Here is a 15,736-nt window from a genome sequence, read left to right as displayed (position 1 = left end):
CATGAGTGCCCTGTTCACCCCGCTCGCCCTGCGCGGCGTCACCCTGCCCAACCGGATCGCCCTGGCGCCGATGTGCCAGTACAGCGCCGGCCCGGACGGCCTGCCCACCGACTGGCACCGGGTCCACCTCGGCTCCCGGGCGGTCGGCGGCGCCGGGCTGATCATCACCGAGGCCACCGCGGTGGTACCCGAGGGGCGGATCAGCCCGCAGGACACCGGGCTCTGGTCCGGCGCGCACGTCGACGCGTGGCGGCCGATCACCGCGTTCGTCGCCGACCAGGGTGCGGTGCCGGCCGTGCAGCTGGCGCACGCCGGGTTCAAGGCGTCGACGTACCGGCCGTGGGCCGGGCGCCGGGGCGGCGTGCCGGACGCCGAGGGCGGTTGGACGCCGGTCGGCCCCGGTGGCGAGCCGTTCCTTCCCGGCTACCGGCGGCCGACGGCGCTGGACGAGGCGGGGATCGGCACGGTGGTCGAGGCGTTCGCCGTCGCCGCCGAGCGGGCACTCGACGCCGGCTTCGGCGCGGTGGAGATCCACGCCGCGCACGGCTACCTGCTGCACGAGTTCCTCTCGCCGCTGACCAACCGCCGCACCGACCGCTACGGCAGCGACCGGGCCGGCCGGATGCGGCTCACCCTGGAGGTGGCCCGGGCCGTCCGCGCCGCGGTCGGCGACTCCGTGCCGGTGCTCACCCGGATCTCCGCCACCGACTGGGTGGACGGCGGCTGGACCGTCGAGGACAGCGTGGTGCTCGCCGGCGAGCTGGCCGCCACGGGCGTCGACCTGGTGGACGCCTCCTCCGGCGGCGCCTCGGCCGGCGCGAGCATCCCGATCGGCCCCGGCTACCAGGTGCCGCTGGCTGCCCGGATCCGCCGCGAAACGGGCGTGCCGACCGGCGCGGTCGGCCTGATCGTCGAGCCGGAGCAGGCCGAGCAGATCGTCGCCGACGGCGAGGCCGACCTGGTGCTCCTCGGCCGCGAGCTGCTCCGCGACCCGTACTGGCCCCGCCGCGCCGCCACCAAACTAGCCGCCACCCCGCACTGGCCCCACCAGTACGCCCGCGCCTTCTGACCGCCCGCCGGTTCCGGTCGATCATGAGGTTGGCGGGACGATCCCCCTTTCTGTCCAGCCAACCTCATGATCACCGGAGCGAGGCCGCATGGATCAAGTCTGATCAGCCGGCCAGGTGGCTCCAGTTGGGTTCCAGGTCGTGCCAGGGGCCCTGGGCGGCCACCGCGCCGTCGACCAGGACCACCACATGGTCGGCGCGGACCAGGGCGGCGCGTTTGGAGGTCGACCCGACCACCGTCACCCCGTGCTCCCGCAACGCCGCCCAGAGCGCCAGCTCGGTGGTGACGTCCAGCGCGGACGACACGTCGTCGGCGACGAGCAGCTCGGTACGCGGCGCCAACGCCCGGGCCAGCGCCAGCCGCTGGAGCTGCCCGCCGGACAGCCGGGTGCCCTTGTGCCCGATGAGCAGCCCGAGCCCACCTCCCGCGGCGGCCAGATCGTGGTCGAGCTGGGCGGTCGACACCGCACCGGCGGCGTCCACCTGATGCCCGAGCGCGATGTTGTCGGCCACCGTGCCGGAGAGCACCCGGGGCAACTGCCCGACGTACCCGACCTGGTTGGGGCGGAGGAACAGCTCCGGCTCGGTGATCGCCTCGCCGTTCCAACGCAGCGTGCCGGTGTGGTGCACGATCCCGGCGAGGGCCCGCAGCAGCGACGACTTGCCCGAGCCGACCGGCCCGACCACCAGCACCAGCTGCCCGCGCTCGACCGTGAGATCGACATCGCGTACGGCGAGGATGCCGTCGGAGTGCAGCGCGCCGAACCCGGTCAGCTCCAGCCGGCGCAGCGGGTGCCGGGGCGGCGGCTCCGGCGCCGGGGCGGTCCCCGCGGCCAGGTCCACCCCCGGCACCTCCGCCGAGTAGCCGGCGACCCCGGTCATCGCCACGGTCCGCCGGGTCCACACCCGCGCCGACGGGTACTGCGAGACCAGAGACGCGGTGGTCCACGCGAACCAGCGGGCCGCACCGAGTGTGGCGACCGCCACCAGGGTGGCCCCGGCGGAGAGCCCGCCGGACAGGTAGAGCGCCCACGCCCCGATCGGCAGCAACCCGCTGGCCATCGACGGAGTGGACCGCGCCCACACCTGCATGGCGATCTCCCGCCGCTGCCGATCGCTGCGGACGGTGTCCAGCGCCGCGAGGTGGTCCAGCACCGGCCGGGTGGCGCCGGCGAGCTTCACCGTACGGGCGGAGGAGAGCGAGGAGACCAGCGCGGTGGCGAAGGCGGCCCGGGCCTTGACGGTGCCCCTGGCGCTGCGTTCCAGACGGGGCGCGAACAGCGTGGCCGCCAACCCGGAGAGCACCATGGTGCCGAGGAAGAACAGCGCCGGTACGAAGCTGCCGGTCACCAGGGTCATGGTGATCAGGATGGCCAGCGAAATGAACTGGTCCATCAGGTTGTCGGCGAGCTGCACCACCCGTTCGGTGTCCCCGCCCTGGGCCACCACCTCGGCGGGGGTGTGCCTGCTGACCCGACGGGCCCCGGTCTGACCGTGCACCAGACGCAGGCTGATTTTCAGCATCTGCCGGATCCACCACTGCGGGAACCAGAGGTTGGTCAGGTACGGCAGCGGCAGCACGACCAGCAACGCGGCGACGATACCGAGCGCCGGCAGCCACGGGTCTCCGCCGCCGACCACCTCGGCCCAGAGCCACGGCAGCACCGAGCCGTCCAGCCCGAGCAGCGTCATCACGATGAACAGCCCGACGGAGACCAGCCCGTACCGTGGGTCATTGATGCCTAGCCGGAGGATCTCCCGCAGGGTGCGCGCGGGCGGCGCGGCGGGTGCCGGCGGCGGGTCGGTGCGCGGCACGGCGACCTGGCGTGGGACGGCGACCGGCGCGGCCCGTTCCGCCGGCTCGTCGGGCCACGCGTCCTCGCCCGGACCGTCCAGCAGCTCCACCCCGGCCCGCCGACCACCGACCCCGGCGTACGCGCTGGCGTGGCTGCTGGCGAGCAGCTCGGCGAAGCGGGCCGACTCGCGCAGCGGGCCGGCCTCCAGCACCGCGCCGTCGGCCATCACCACGACCTCGTCGCAGCGGCGCACCGAGGAGAGCCGGTGCGCGATGACGATGCCGATCCGGTCGGTGAGCAGCCGCTCGGTGGCCTCACGTACCCGGGTCTCGGTCACCGGGTCGAGCCGGGCGGTGGCCTCGTCGAGGATCACCACATGCGGGTCCCGGACCAGGATCCGGGCGAACGCCACGAGCTGCTCCTGCCCGGCGGAGAGCACGTACCCGCCCTCGCCCAGCTTCGTGTGCACCCCGTCGGGCAGCTCGGCGATCCAGCCGGCCAGGCCCAACTCCTCCAGCGCCCGGGTGGCGTCGTCGAGGAGGGCGGGGTCGAAGAGCGCGACGTTCTCGGCCAGGGTGCCGGCGAGGATCTCGGTACGCTGCGGAACCACCGCGATCCATCGGCGCAGCGCCTCGACGTCCAGGTCGAGCAGGTCGGCGTCGCCGAGGAAGACGGTGCCGCGCGGCACGTCCACAGCCCGGGTGAGCACCTTGACCAGCGTCGACTTGCCCGACCCGGTCCGCCCGACCAGGGCGTACGACCGGCCCCGGGCGAAGGTGAGCCGGATGTCGCGCAGCGCCGGCCCCCGGTCGTCCCCGACGGCGGGATAGCGGAAGGTGAGCCCGCGGACGGTGAGGTCCCCGTCAACCGGCGCGGCCCCGCCGGCGGGTTCCTGTCGGGCGGCGGAGAGCAGCTGCACCCGGGCCCAGGCGCCGAGCGCGTACTGCAGGTGCGGCACCCAGCGGGCGATGTGTTCCACGGTCGCGCCGAAGGCGAGGGCGAGCAGCCAGATCGCGGTGAGCCGGGCGGCGTCCACCCGGCCGGTGTGCAGCGCCCACGCCCCGGCGAGGACCACGGCGGCGATGCCGACCCGGATGCCGCCGGCGGCGACTGCGCTGACCCGGGCGGACATCCGGAACACCCGGCCGCCCCGGGAGATCACCTCGGCGGCCCGCCGCGCGTACAGCCGCAGCACGTACGGCCGAGCCAGGCTGGTCCGCACGTCGTCCTGGCCGTGCACCGCCTCCTCCATCACCGCGGCCAGGTCGGACCAGGCCTCCTCCTCAGCCATCCGGGCCGGGGCGATCCGGGCGGTGGGCTTCCGCAACACCACGCAGAGCAGCAGGATCAGCACGACCATGCCGACGCCGGCCGGCCACCAGACGAACAGCGCGCTGACCGTGGCGAGCAGGCAGACGGCGAGCCCCTGGGCCAGCCGTACGCCGGTGTTTCGCAACTCGGCGGCGACCTGGTAGACGTCGTTGTCGATCCGGTCGAGCAGCTCACCGACCGGGGTGGCCTCCAGGCTGGGCAGGTCCTGGCCGAGCGCCACCCGACACAGCCGGCGGCGTACGTCGGCGGACCAGTCGGCGGTGAGCCCAGCCATCAGCAGCCCGATGATCAGGTCGCTGACCACGACCGCGACCAGCGCCACGGCCAGGGCGATGAACCAGCCGCTCGACCGGTGCACCAGCACCGGGCCGGCCAGCGCCGAGGCGGCCGCCTGACCACCGGCGGCGAGCATGATGAGCAGGACCACGACCACCATCCGACGCGGCGCGGTGGCCCAGAGATCGCGGAGCAGGCGCATGGATGGTCCTCCGGACTCGGGTCGGCATGGGGGCGGTACCCCCAGCCTTCCGGTCCGGCCGCGACGGCTCAAACCATTTTCGCGCGGTTCACCTCTGGGCGACCGATGCCGAGTGCTTCAGAAGAGGACGGTGGCGAGGGTGCCGACCGGGCGGAAGCCGCAGCGCTCGTAGACCCGCCGGGCGGGCAGGTTGAAGTCGTTGACGTAGAGGCTGACCGTCGGGGCGACCCGGATCAGGGCGTCGCGCACCACCGCCGCCATCGCCGCGGTCGCGATCCCCCGCCCCCGCCACTCGGGCGCCACCCAGACCCCCTGCACCTGGGCGGTCCGCCGGGTCACCACCGCCAACTCGGCCTTGAAGATCACCTTGCCGTCCGCGAACCGGGCGTAGGCCCGGCCGGCGCGGACCAGGTCGGCCACCCGCCGCCGGTAGCCGCGCCCGCCGTCCTCGGCCAGCGGCGAGACCCCGACCTCCTCGGTGTACATCGCCACCGCCGCCGGGAAGAGCCGATCGACCTCACCGCCGCGCACCCGCCGGACCGTTGGATCGGCCACCACGGTGGGCAGGGCGTCCGTGGCCAGCAGCGGCTGGTTGGGGCGTACGTCCCGGGCCGGCCCCCAGTAGGCGGAGAGGCGGTCCCAGAGCCCGAGCACCGCGTCGGCCCGCCCGACGATCGAGGAGCAGAGCCGCTCCTCGGTGCTCAGCAGGTCGGCGAAGGCGGCCACTGCCGGCTCCGTGGCGAGCACCGGGGTCAGGTTGCCGCCCAGCCAGCAGATCGACTCCAGGTTGCGCCGGGCGCCGTAGCCCAGGATCCGGCCCTCGGCCCGCCACCATGCCAGCCCACGGGCGGCCACCCGCTCCGCGACCTGCGCCCCGCCGAAGGGGTCGAGGTCGAGCAGCCGTTCGACCGCGCGCCGCTCCGACTCCCCCAGTTGGCGTACCGGCACGGTGAGCACGACTCCAGCCTGCCAGATGCACCCCGTGGCGCGCGGGCCGACCTAGGGACCCCGGCCGGGATCGCAGGGCCGCGTGTCGCCGAGCGGCGACTCAGCCGGCCGGGACCGGCTCGACGGCCACCTCGGCCGGCCGGTTCCGGCCCGCCCAGGCCACCACGGGCGGCACCAGCGCCCCGAGCAGGAGGAACAGGACACCGAGCAACAGCCAGCCGGGTACGCCCCAGCCGACCGCCAGGGTGGTCACCACCACCGGTGCCACCATCGAGCCGAGCTGCATGCCCATTCCGTACGCGCCCTGGTACTGACCCTGGGCATGCGCGGGGGCGAGACCGAACGAGACACCCCAGCCGGCCGCCGCGTGCCACAGCTCCCCGACCACGTGCACCAGCGCCCCGGCCAGCAGCAGCGCGACGGCGAACGGGGTGGGCACCCCGCCGCTGGCCGCGAAGAGCACGCAGGCGACCGCGATCACCGCGCCGGCCCGCCGGGCGGCCCGGGCGGCGCCGGAAAGTTCCTCGGTGCCCCGCGAGGCGCGGACCTGGAAGAGCACGACCATCACCGTGTTGACCAGCATGCAGCCCGAGACGAGCCAGCGCGGCGCGGTGGTGTGGCCGGCGATCCAGAGCGGCAGGGCGATGTTGACCAGCCCGAAGTGCATGGACATCAGCCCGTCCAGCACGGTGAAGGCGAGGAACGGGCGGTCCCGCAGCGCGATCAGGCGCGGGCCGTGGGTTGGCGCCGGCACCGGCGGCAGCGCGGGCAGCCGAAGCAGGATCGCCGCCGCGCCCAGGTAGGTCACCGCGTCGAGCACGATCAGCGCCACGTACGCCGGCCGGGTGTCCGCAGCGATGCCGAGGCCGGCGGCCACCGCCCCGACGGAGATCCCCACGTTGGTGACCGCGCGCAGCCAGGCGCGGGTCCGGACCCGCTGGTCGGGCGGGACCGCCCCGGCGATCAGCGCGCCCCGGGCCCCCCGGGTAACCGCGTCGGCGACGGCCATCAGCACGCCGACCGCGAGGAACGCCGGGAACGACCGGACGGCCACCAGGGCGGCGGTGAACGCGGCGGAGGCGAGCAGCGCGGCAAGCTGCATTCCGCGTGGACCGTACCGGTCGGCGAGGTAGCCCATCGGGGTGCTGGCCACGAGGCTGACCAGCGCGGTGACGGTGAGGCCGACGCCGACCTGCGCCACGGTCAGCCCCACCGACCGGGTCAGGAAGAGCGCGCTGACGGTCAGCCAGGTGCCTCGACCGACCGTGTTGACCAGGGTGGAGAGGGCGAGGGTCCGGGCCGGACCCGGTTCGGGAAGCAGGCGCACGCCGAACAGCCTAGCAAGACGTACGTACGGTTTGCAGCCCGTCTCGTGATTAGTGTTGTCGCTGATGCATTGCCGATATATCGTCAACCCATCAGCGATAAGGCGAACGAGGGAGAGCCTGGTGGGTTTCCATCGACGACTGCACGAAATGCACGAGAAGCGGATGCGCGGCTTCGGCTTCCCGCCCGTACCGCCCGGCCCCTGGCCGTTCCCGCCCGGCCCGCACGGGCACGGGCACGGCCGGGGCGGACGAGGCCGTGGGCGCGGACGCCGACCCAACGTGCGCGGCGCGGTGCTGGCCCTGCTCACCGAGCGGCCGATGCACGGCTACGAGATGATCCAGGAGATCGACTCCCGCACCGGAGGGGCCTGGCGGCCCAGCCCCGGGTCGATCTACCCGACGCTGCAGCTGCTGGAGGACGAGGGCGTCGTCGCCGCCGCCCCGGACTCCGACGGCGGGCGGAAACGGTTCGCCCTCACCGAGCAGGGGCGTGCCGAGGCGGCCGCGGCGGCGCAGACCCCGCCCTGGGCGGAGTTCGCCGAGACCACCGTTAACAGCTGGCACGACATCCGCGACGCGGGTGCGCAGGCGATGCACGCGCTGCGCCAGGTGATGCTGACCGGCACCGACGACCAGCGGGAGCGCGCCGCCCAGGTGCTCGACGAGACCCGCCGCAAGCTGTACGCCATCCTCGCCGAATCCGAGTGAACTACTGCCCCGTACGCCCGGCAGGGCGGCCCAGATCGGCCTCCCTGCCGGCACCGGCGCACGGTCAGCCGCGACGGCGCGCCGTGACGAGCAGATACTCCCACCGCATCACCCCGGCCTCGACATGCCGCCGCGCCAGGTCGGCGAGGTCTTGATCCAGGGCGGCGACCCGCTCAGGATCACCGGCGATCGCCCGGTACACCGCGATCGTCGGCCCGTAGTAGGCCTTGAAGAAGTCGCGGAACGCCTCCGGGCTGGTGAAGCGGTCCACCGTGACCGTCTGACGGCGGGTGATGACGTCGGTGACCCGGTCCCCGAACAGCGCACGGACGTGCTCCTCACTGCCCCAGAGCGGCGGAGGCTGCGCGCCGGGCGGCGGCGGTGGGGCGTACGGCTTCATCGTGGCGAACATCTGCCCGATGAACCCCTCGGGCGTCCAGTTGACCAGGCCGATCGTGCCGCCCGGCCGGCAGACCCGGACCAGTTCGTCGGCACCGGCCTGGTGCCGGGGCGCGAACATCACGCCCACGCAGGACAGGACCGCGTCGAACTCGCCGTCGGCGTACGGGAGCGCCTCGGCGTCGGCCGGCTCCCATTCCAGTTGGGCGCCGCGCTCCGCGGCAAGCGCCCGCCCGATCTCCAGCAGCTCCGGGGTCAGGTCGCTGGCCACCACGCTGGCCCCGGTCAGGGCCGCCGGGATGGCCGCGTTGCCGGTGCCGGCGGCCACGTCCAACACCCGGTCGCCGGGGCCGACGCCGGCCGCCTGCACCAGGGTCGCCCCCAGCTCGGGGATGACCTCCGCGGCAACCGCAGCGTAGCTGCCGAGCGCCCACATCTGCCGGTGCCCGGCCTTCACGGCCCGGTCCCGCTCCATCGACTCGATCATGATTGCTCCTCTACCTTCGTCCGCTGAGCTCGACGGTAGGCAGCGGGAAACCGGCGACCTAGTACGAGATGTGTACCGGTCCCGACAGGTTCCTGGTCCGGCCGCCGGGTGCGGCGTACCGTCCCCACCATGGGGGCCTCCTACCACCAGTTCTGCCCGGTCGCCAAAGCCATGGAACTGCTCGACGAGCGCTGGACACTGCTCGTCGTCCGGGAACTGGTGAGCGGGTCCGAACGGTTCAACGAGCTGCGCCGGGGCCTGCCCCGGATGTCGCCCACCCTGCTGTCCCGGCGGCTGCACCAGCTCGTCCGGGCCGGCGTCGTCGAGCGGCACGTCGACGGCGCCGACGTGCGGTACGTCCCGACCCAGGCGGGGCGGGAGCTGCGGCCGGTGCTCGAGGCGCTCGGCGCGTGGGGGGTCCGCTGGATCGGCGAGCTGGGCGACGCGGACCTGGACCCGAAGCTGCTGCTGTGGGACATGCACCGCCACGTCGACCACCGTGCCGTCCCGCCGGAGCGGACGGTCGTCCACTTCCGCTTCCGTGACGTGCCGGCCGACATCCGGGACTGGTGGCTCATCATCAACAGCGGGGAGGCCGACGTCTGCGACGTGGACCCCGGCCACGGCGTGACGGTGACGGTGCACGCCGACCTGCGGGCCCTGGTGCAGGTCTGGCTGGGCGACCTGAGCTGGCCGGCGGCGCTGCGCGGGGGCGCGGTCGAGGTTGCCGGCCCGCAGGTGTTCCGGCGGGCTCTGCCCCGGTGGTTCACGCTCTCCGAGTTCGCCGCCGTGCCCAGACCGGCGGCGCCGGTCTGACCCGAGCCGAAACGACGCGCGCGGCCGCCCCCGGTGGGGACAGCCGCACGTCGTGCCGGGTCCGTGGTCAGTGCACGGTGACGGTGGCGCCGGGGACCAGGTCGCGGAGATCCTCGGGGATCTCCGCACCCATCTCGTCGGCGAGGCGCAGCGCCTCCTCGATCAGCGTCTCCACGATCTGCGACTCGGGCACGGTCTTGATGACCTGCCCCTTGACGAAGATCTGGCCCTTGCCGTTGCCGGAGGCGACGCCCAGGTCGGCCTCGCGGGCCTCGCCGGGGCCGTTCACCACGCAGCCCATGACGGCGACGCGCAGCGGCACCGGCAGCCCCTCCAGGCCGGCGGTGACCTCCTCAGCCAGCTTGTAGACGTCGACCTGGGCCCGCCCGCAGGACGGGCAGGAGACGATCTCCAGGCCCCGCTCCCGCAGGCCCAGCGACTCCAGGATCTGATTGCCGACCTTGATCTCCTCCACCGGCGGGGCGGAGAGCGAGACCCGGATGGTGTCGCCGATGCCCTCGGCCAGCAGCGCACCGAACGCCACCGCCGACTTGATGGTGCCCTGGAACGCCGGACCGGCCTCGGTCACGCCCAGGTGCAGCGGGTAGTCGCACTTCTCGGCGAGCTGCCGGTACGCCCGGATCATCACCACCGGGTCGTTGTGCTTGACCGAAATCTTGATGTCCCGGAAGCCGTGCTCCTCGAACAGCGAGCACTCCCAGAGCGCCGACTCGACCAGCGCCTCGGCGGTGGCCTTGCCGTACTTGGCCAGCAGCCGCTTGTCCAGCGAGCCGGCGTTGACGCCGATCCGGATCGGCACACCCGCGTCACCGGCGGCCTTGGCGATCTCCTTGACCTTGTCGTCGAACTGCCGGATGTTGCCCGGATTCACCCGGACCGCCGCGCAGCCGGCGTCGATCGCGGCGAAGACATACTTCGGCTGGAAGTGGATGTCGGCGATGACCGGGATCTGTGACTTCTTCGCGATCGCCGGCAGCGCCTCCACGTCGTCCTGCGACGGCACGGCGACCCGGACGATCTGGCAGCCGGACGCGGTCAGCTCGGCGATCTGCTGGAGCGTCGTGTTGACGTCGGCGGTCAGCGTGGTGGTCATCGACTGCACCGAGACCGGGGCACCCCCACCGACCGGCACCGAGCCGACCATGATCTGGCGGCTGGCCCGGCGCGGGGCGAGCGGCGGCGGCGGTACGGGAGGCATCCCGAGACTGACAGCGGTCACTTCAGACACTCACCTTGAGAAGATCGTGATCGGGTTGACAACGTCCGCGGTGATGGTCAGCAGCGTGAACGCGCCACCGATCAGGATCACCGCGTACGTGATGGGCATGAGCTTGAGATAGTCGACGCGGCCCGGGTCGGGGCGGCGCAGGCGCGCGTAGAGCCAGGAGCGCACCCGTTCGAACCAGGAGATCGCGATGTGCCCGCCGTCCAGCGGCAACAGCGGCAGCAGGTTGAACACCCCGATGAAGAAGTTCAGGCCGATGAAGAGGCTGACGAACAGCTCCCAGGCGTTGTGCTGCACCGCCTCACCGCCCAGCCGGGTGGCGCCGACGACGCTGATCGGGGTGTCGATCGCCCGCTCCCCGCCGGTGATCGCGGTCCACAGGGCCGGCACCTTCTGCGGGATCCGCTTCATCGACTCGTACGTGCCGACGGCGAGCTTGCCGGTGTAGTCGGTGGTCGCGCCGAGCGCGTCGACCGGGCCGTACTTGACCACCATCGGAACGCCCGGGGGCAGCGCCATGATCTCGACGCCGAGCGCCGAGACGGTGGTGGGGTCGCCCTGGGGATTGTCCAGCGGCCGGCGCTGCACCGCCGCGAGGTCCGCGTGCACCTCACCGGTCACGCCGTCGCGCTCGTACCGGATCGTGGCCGGGCCCGGCGGCAGCGCCCGGATCTGCTTGATCAGGTCCAGGTTGGTGGCGACCGTGGTCCCGTTGATGGCCAGGATCTTGTCGTCGTCACGCAGCCCGGCCTGCTTGGCCGGGCTGACCGGGTCGCCGGCCTGGCAGTCCCGCTGCGTCTCCGAGGTCACCACGCAGTTGGTCACCTTGACGTACGCCGGCACCGGCCCCTCGAGTGCCTTGTTCGGCAGACCCATGAACATCGCGGCGAGCCAGATCGCGACCAGGGCGAGGCCGAAATGGGTGATCGAGCCGGCGGACATCACGATCGTCCGCTTCCAGACCGGGTACCGCCACATCGCGCGGGGCTGGTCGGCCGGCTCGATGTCGTCGTCCTGCGGGGTCATTCCGACGATCTTGCAGAAGCCGCCGAGTGGGATGCCCTTGAGACCGTACTCGGTCTCGCCCCGCCGGAACGACCACAGGGTCGGGCCGAAGCCGACGAAGTAGCGGGTGACCTTCATCCCGAAGGCCTTGGCGGTGAGCAGGTGACCCGCCTCGTGCAGGCTCACCGAGATGAGAATCGCCAGCGCGAAGAGCACCATCCCGAGCAGGTTTGCCATCAAGCTCCTTCCACCGACCCGACGATGATCTCCTGCGCGTGCGCCCGCGCCCACGATTCGGCGGCGAGCACGTCCTCGACGGTACCTGGTTCGTCGAATTCGGGAGCGTCGTCCAGCACACGCCGGAGGGTGTCGACGATGCCGAGGAACGGCAGCCGCCCGGCGACGAACGCCGCCACACACTCCTCGTTCGCCGCGTTGTAGATGGCCGGCCGGCAGCGCCCGGCTTCCCCGGCCGCCTTGGCCAGGGCCACCGCCGGGAAGGCGGCGGCGTCGAGCGGGAAGAACTCCCAGGTGTGCGCCTTCGTCCAGTCGACCGCGGCGGCGGCCTCGGGCACCCGGTCCGGCCAGCCGAGGCCCAGCGCGATGGGCAGCCGCATGTCCGGCGGGCTGGCCTGAGCCAGCGTAGAACCGTCGGTGAACTCGACCATCGAGTGGATCACCGACTGCGGGTGGACCATCACCTCGATGTCGGCGTACGACACGTCGAACAGCTCGTGCGCCTCGATCACCTCCAGCGCCTTGTTGACCATCGTGGCGGAGTTGATCGTGACCACCGGACCCATGTTCCAGGTGGGGTGCGCGAGGGCCTGCTCCGGCGTGACCTCGGTCAACTCGTCCCGCCGCCGGCCCCGGAACGGGCCGCCGCTGGCGGTCACCACGAGGCGGCGTACCTCGGCCCGGGTGCCGCCGCGCAGGCACTGCGCCAGCGCCGAGTGCTCCGAGTCGACGGGGACGATCTGCCCCGGCCGCGTCACCGCGGCCTTGACCAGCGGGCCGCCGGCCACCAACGACTCCTTGTTGGCCAGGGCGAGGGTACGCCCGGCGCGCAGCGCGGCCAGGGTCGGCGCCAGCCCGAGCGAGCCGACCACCCCGTTGAGCACGACGTCGCACGGCCACCCGGCCAACTCGGTCATGGCGTCCGGGCCGGCCACGATCTTGGGCAGCTTGAAGTCGCCGGTGGCCCAGCCGCGCCGGCTCGCCTCGGTATAGAAGGCCAGCTGGAGGTCCTGGGCGGCGGAGGCCTTGGCCACGCCGACCACCTCGACACCGAGTTCGAGGGCCTGGGCGGCGAGCAACTCCACGTTGCCGCCGCCGGCACCGAGCGCCACCACCCGGAACCGGTCCGGGTTGCGCCGGACGATGTCGATGGCCTGGGTACCGATCGAGCCGGTCGAGCCGAGCAGGACAAGGTCTCGGGGAGATGTCACCCGGACATTCTTCCTCAGACCGGCTGGACGCTCGCTGGGAGCCTCAATCCTCGCTGTATTGATCCTCCACCGGCGCCTCCTCGTCGAGAAGGTCGGCCGGATCGACGGAGAACTCGAACGGCTGCCGCATTACGAAGGTCGTCCCCGCCGCTGCGGCCGCCAGCGGCCGATACTCCCCCTCCACCAGCTCGAAGAGCGCCATGGCGGGAACCCGGTTACGCAGGTCGACCCGGAGAAAGAAGGGAACCCTGGCAGCGGCGTACTCGCGCGGCCGGTCAATCGCGTCGACCGACGCGATCTCCCCAAGCAGCACCGCTGTCCCGATGCCCATCGCCCTGCGACCGCCACCGGGCGTCCGCATCACGGCGAGATCCGGGATGAACAGATCGTCACCGGACACCACGTTGACCTTCTGGTACGCCCACAACTCGGCCGCCCTCGCCGCCTGCTTGAGCCGGTACGCGAGTTCCCGCTGAACCGCTCGGCGGTCGTAGCCGGCACCCGGGCTGATGATCACGCAACCACGCAACACCTCGACTTTCGGTCCAGCGTTCTCGGGCAGCAGGTCCAGCGCCTCAGCCGCTGTCCACCTCACGTCCCGGCTACCCAACACGTCGAACGACCGTCCGCCAGCCGGTTCTCCGCGCCAGAAAAGCCGAAGGTCGGTGAGAAGGTCGTCGTGTTCTCCGTCCGACTCGAACAGATGCGGCCCTCCGGGATGTCCCCGTTGAACGTCCACCCACCAAGGATCGCGGGCCCCCGCCCCGGCAGAGTCGCACTAGTTGTGTGGCGCATGGGCCCGGCACCCCGACCAAAGAGCGGCCGGTGCTTATTCCGTGGACGTCTCGGTTCCTCAGTCGGCGACGAAGACGCCCAAGCCTTGGTGGCCGTACAGCTCGCCCGTCTCGATGAGGATCGTGATCGCCTGACGAACGATGGACTGGCTGCCGACCTTGTACGTCTCGGTGAGCGCCTTTGTCGATGGCAGCTTGTGACCGGGAGGCCACTCGCCCGAGGCAATGCGTCCCCTGACGTCGGCGATGATCCGCCGATAGTGCGGCTCGAACTTCCGTGATGCGGGCATGCGAAGTACTCCCAGCTTGGCCCACACATCTGAGTCGGGTGCGTTGGTGGAACCAGCGTGAGCGGGATTGGTGGCGGCGGCGCCAGGTGCTCCAGTGGTCGGTGTGCTCGGGTGGTTTCGGTTGATGTTGCGCTCTGGCCAGGAGTCGTCGTGTTTCGGGGACGGTCAGGGGGATCAGGCCGGGGTCTGGGGGCGGGGTCTGGTCGGGGGTGGCCGGTGGTGGGGCCTGGGTGTCGGTTCGGCCGCGTAGTTGGGCGGCGGCTACGGCGCAGACGGCGAGGGCGGCCATGACCAGCACGGTGTGCCGGCGGATCGCGGTGTGCAGGCGGGCTTGGCATTGGTCGAGGCCGAACTGGTCCTTGCCGCACTCGAAGTCTTCCTCGACGGGCCAGCGCAGTCCTGCGGCGCGGATCAGCCGGGTCATGCTCTTCGGTTGCCCGTCGGGTTGGTAGCAGTAGTGGAAGGCCAGCTCACCGGTGCGCAGATGCCGGCGTACCAGCAGCACATGATGGACGCTGGCGGTGGCGATCTGCTCCCACGCGTACCACCGCTGCCCCTTCGACCCCGTCCCGGCGCTGCGCACCTCCCACTGACACTGATCGACCAGTTGCTGCACGGCTTGTTGATAGGTCAGCCGCACGTCAGCACCCGAAGTGAGCACGAAGGTGCTGGCCACCCTCAGCACGTATGCCTGCTGCCGCTGTTCGAAGAACTCCCGCAACTGGGTGCAGCCGCCGTAGACCTCGTCCCCGCAGAGCACATCGAAGCGCACCCCGTCGGCGTACGCGTCCGTGCAGATGTCGATCGCCAGCTGTCCCTTCGCGCGGAACCGCAGATCAGCCGGTAGCCCCATCGCGGCGGCGGTGTCCGGATCGTCGATCTGCGGCGGGAATCCACTGCCGGGCGCCGATCAACGCGTGCCCGACGCCCTGCCGTACGTAGGACAGGTGCACCGTGTTGATGCCGTTGTCCACCCAACCCGCGCACCCCATGCACTGCCGTTTGACCCCACACGTGGCGGCGCCCCGCTTCTGCTGGCCGGTCTCGTCCAACGCCCCGACCACCAACCCCCGCCGTCGTCGGGCCGCCGTGCCCAGCCCGTCGACCACGAACCGGCGCACCAGGCTCATCGCCGCCTCGGCGTCCCACACTGCCCGGTTCAGCAACCGCTGCGTCCGGTCCGGGCTACGGTCCCCGACGTACTCCGCGATCGTCCACCCGTGCCGCTTCGGCAGGTCGCTGACCACTGCGGACACGTACTTCGTCGCCTGCTGCCACGTCTGCGTCCGCACGACACACGACCGCAGGCACTCCAACAGATCGGCCCGCAACCGCTGCACCCGACCAGCAGCTATCCTGGCAGCCGCAGCCGCCCTCGATTTTGTTGTCTTCACACACACATGATCATCAGGGCGGCTGCCGTATTAGGCAAGTGCGCGCAGACGTTCCACGAGGACGAGTGGCCCGAATCTGGTCGTATGCACCCGACTCAACCTAACGCAATCTGCAAGTCCTCCAAGGAGCGAACACCACGAAGCCAGCCGATCACCTCGTGTATTTGAATTACCGTGAGCCCGTACTCTTCCTTAAGTCC

At 72.0% G+C, this 15,736-nt stretch carries 13 protein-coding genes and 1 pseudogene; 3 read left to right on the top strand and 11 right to left on the bottom strand.

Going from position 1 to position 15,736, the window contains the following annotated elements; genetic code table 11:
* Position 1: 1 nt before the first annotated feature.
* Positions 2-1,069, top strand: coding sequence for an NADH:flavin oxidoreductase/NADH oxidase (locus ABZ671_RS16100; protein WP_357857704.1), 1,068 nt, complete (start codon positions 2-4; stop codon positions 1,067-1,069).
* A 103-nt stretch (positions 1,070-1,172) separates the two neighbouring features.
* Here the strand turns inward: ABZ671_RS16100 and ABZ671_RS16095 are convergent, their stop codons facing one another.
* From ABZ671_RS16095 to ABZ671_RS16085, 3 genes are all read right to left on the bottom strand, one after another.
* Entirely contained in the window at positions 1,173-4,673 is a 3,501-nt protein-coding gene (locus ABZ671_RS16095; RefSeq protein ID WP_357857701.1) for an ABC transporter ATP-binding protein, read from the bottom strand.
* 117 nt (positions 4,674-4,790) lie between these two features.
* Positions 4,791-5,630 carry a GNAT family N-acetyltransferase gene (locus ABZ671_RS16090; protein ID WP_357857698.1) on the bottom strand — a complete coding sequence of 280 codons (840 nt, stop codon included), beginning with the start codon at positions 5,628-5,630 and terminating at the stop codon, positions 4,791-4,793.
* 91 nt (positions 5,631-5,721) lie between these two features.
* Positions 5,722-6,948, bottom strand: coding sequence for an MFS transporter (locus ABZ671_RS16085; protein ID WP_357857695.1), 1,227 nt, complete (start codon positions 6,946-6,948; stop codon positions 5,722-5,724).
* A gap of 121 nt (positions 6,949-7,069) precedes the next feature.
* Here ABZ671_RS16085 and ABZ671_RS16080 point away from each other — a divergent pair, with 121 nt between their 5' ends.
* Complete coding sequence (locus ABZ671_RS16080) at positions 7,070-7,657, top strand: PadR family transcriptional regulator (RefSeq protein ID WP_357857693.1); 588 nt, start codon at positions 7,070-7,072, stop codon at positions 7,655-7,657.
* Between the two features lie 64 nt (positions 7,658-7,721).
* On the opposite strand, the gene ABZ671_RS16075 is transcribed toward ABZ671_RS16080, so the two are convergent.
* On the bottom strand, positions 7,722-8,543 hold the full coding sequence (locus ABZ671_RS16075; RefSeq protein ID WP_357857690.1) for a class I SAM-dependent methyltransferase: 822 nt from the start codon (positions 8,541-8,543) through the stop codon (positions 7,722-7,724).
* Between the two features lie 129 nt (positions 8,544-8,672).
* On the opposite strand from ABZ671_RS16075, the gene ABZ671_RS16070 reads away from it, so the two are divergent.
* Positions 8,673-9,359: a helix-turn-helix domain-containing protein gene (locus ABZ671_RS16070; protein WP_357857687.1), complete on the top strand. Its 687-nt coding sequence runs from the start codon at positions 8,673-8,675 to the stop codon at positions 9,357-9,359.
* Positions 9,360-9,426: 67 nt separating this feature from the next.
* Here ABZ671_RS16070 and ispG read toward each other — a convergent pair whose 3' ends face one another.
* The 7 genes and pseudogenes from ispG to ABZ671_RS16035 form a co-directional block, all read right to left on the bottom strand.
* Positions 9,427-10,599, bottom strand: coding sequence for a flavodoxin-dependent (E)-4-hydroxy-3-methylbut-2-enyl-diphosphate synthase (gene ispG, locus ABZ671_RS16065; protein ID WP_357857684.1), 1,173 nt, complete (start codon positions 10,597-10,599; stop codon positions 9,427-9,429).
* A gap of 9 nt (positions 10,600-10,608) precedes the next feature.
* Complete coding sequence (locus ABZ671_RS16060; protein WP_357857681.1) at positions 10,609-11,847, bottom strand: site-2 protease family protein; 1,239 nt, start codon at positions 11,845-11,847, stop codon at positions 10,609-10,611.
* The gene (gene dxr / locus ABZ671_RS16055; protein WP_357857678.1) at positions 11,847-13,058 is read right to left on the bottom strand and encodes a 1-deoxy-D-xylulose-5-phosphate reductoisomerase; all 1,212 of its coding nucleotides are present in this window, start codon (positions 13,056-13,058) and stop codon (positions 11,847-11,849) included. Before dxr ends, ABZ671_RS16060 begins: the two co-directional genes overlap by 1 nt.
* Before the next feature lie 43 nt (positions 13,059-13,101).
* Positions 13,102-13,653 (bottom strand): Uma2 family endonuclease, encoded by a 552-nt coding sequence (locus tag ABZ671_RS16050; RefSeq protein WP_357857675.1) that lies wholly within the window; start codon positions 13,651-13,653, stop codon positions 13,102-13,104.
* Between the two features lie 258 nt (positions 13,654-13,911).
* Positions 13,912-14,142: a winged helix-turn-helix domain-containing protein gene (locus ABZ671_RS16045; RefSeq protein ID WP_357857672.1), complete on the bottom strand. Its 231-nt coding sequence runs from the start codon at positions 14,140-14,142 to the stop codon at positions 13,912-13,914.
* Positions 14,143-14,479: 337 nt separating this feature from the next.
* Positions 14,480-14,995, bottom strand: a pseudogene (locus ABZ671_RS16040) (transposase); the annotation flags it as partial.
* The gene (locus ABZ671_RS16035) at positions 14,979-15,434 is read right to left on the bottom strand and encodes a transposase (RefSeq protein ID WP_357857669.1); all 456 of its coding nucleotides are present in this window, start codon (positions 15,432-15,434) and stop codon (positions 14,979-14,981) included. The gene ABZ671_RS16035 and the pseudogene ABZ671_RS16040, both read right to left, overlap by 17 nt.
* Positions 15,435-15,736: the final 302 nt, after the last annotated feature.

The sequence above is a fragment of the Micromonospora sp. NPDC006766 genome, assembly GCF_040636055.1.
Lineage (GTDB): Bacteria > Actinomycetota > Actinomycetes > Mycobacteriales > Micromonosporaceae > Micromonospora.
The sequence above is the reverse complement of the archived record's forward strand: the minus strand, read 5'-3'. Positions and strand labels throughout refer to the sequence as shown.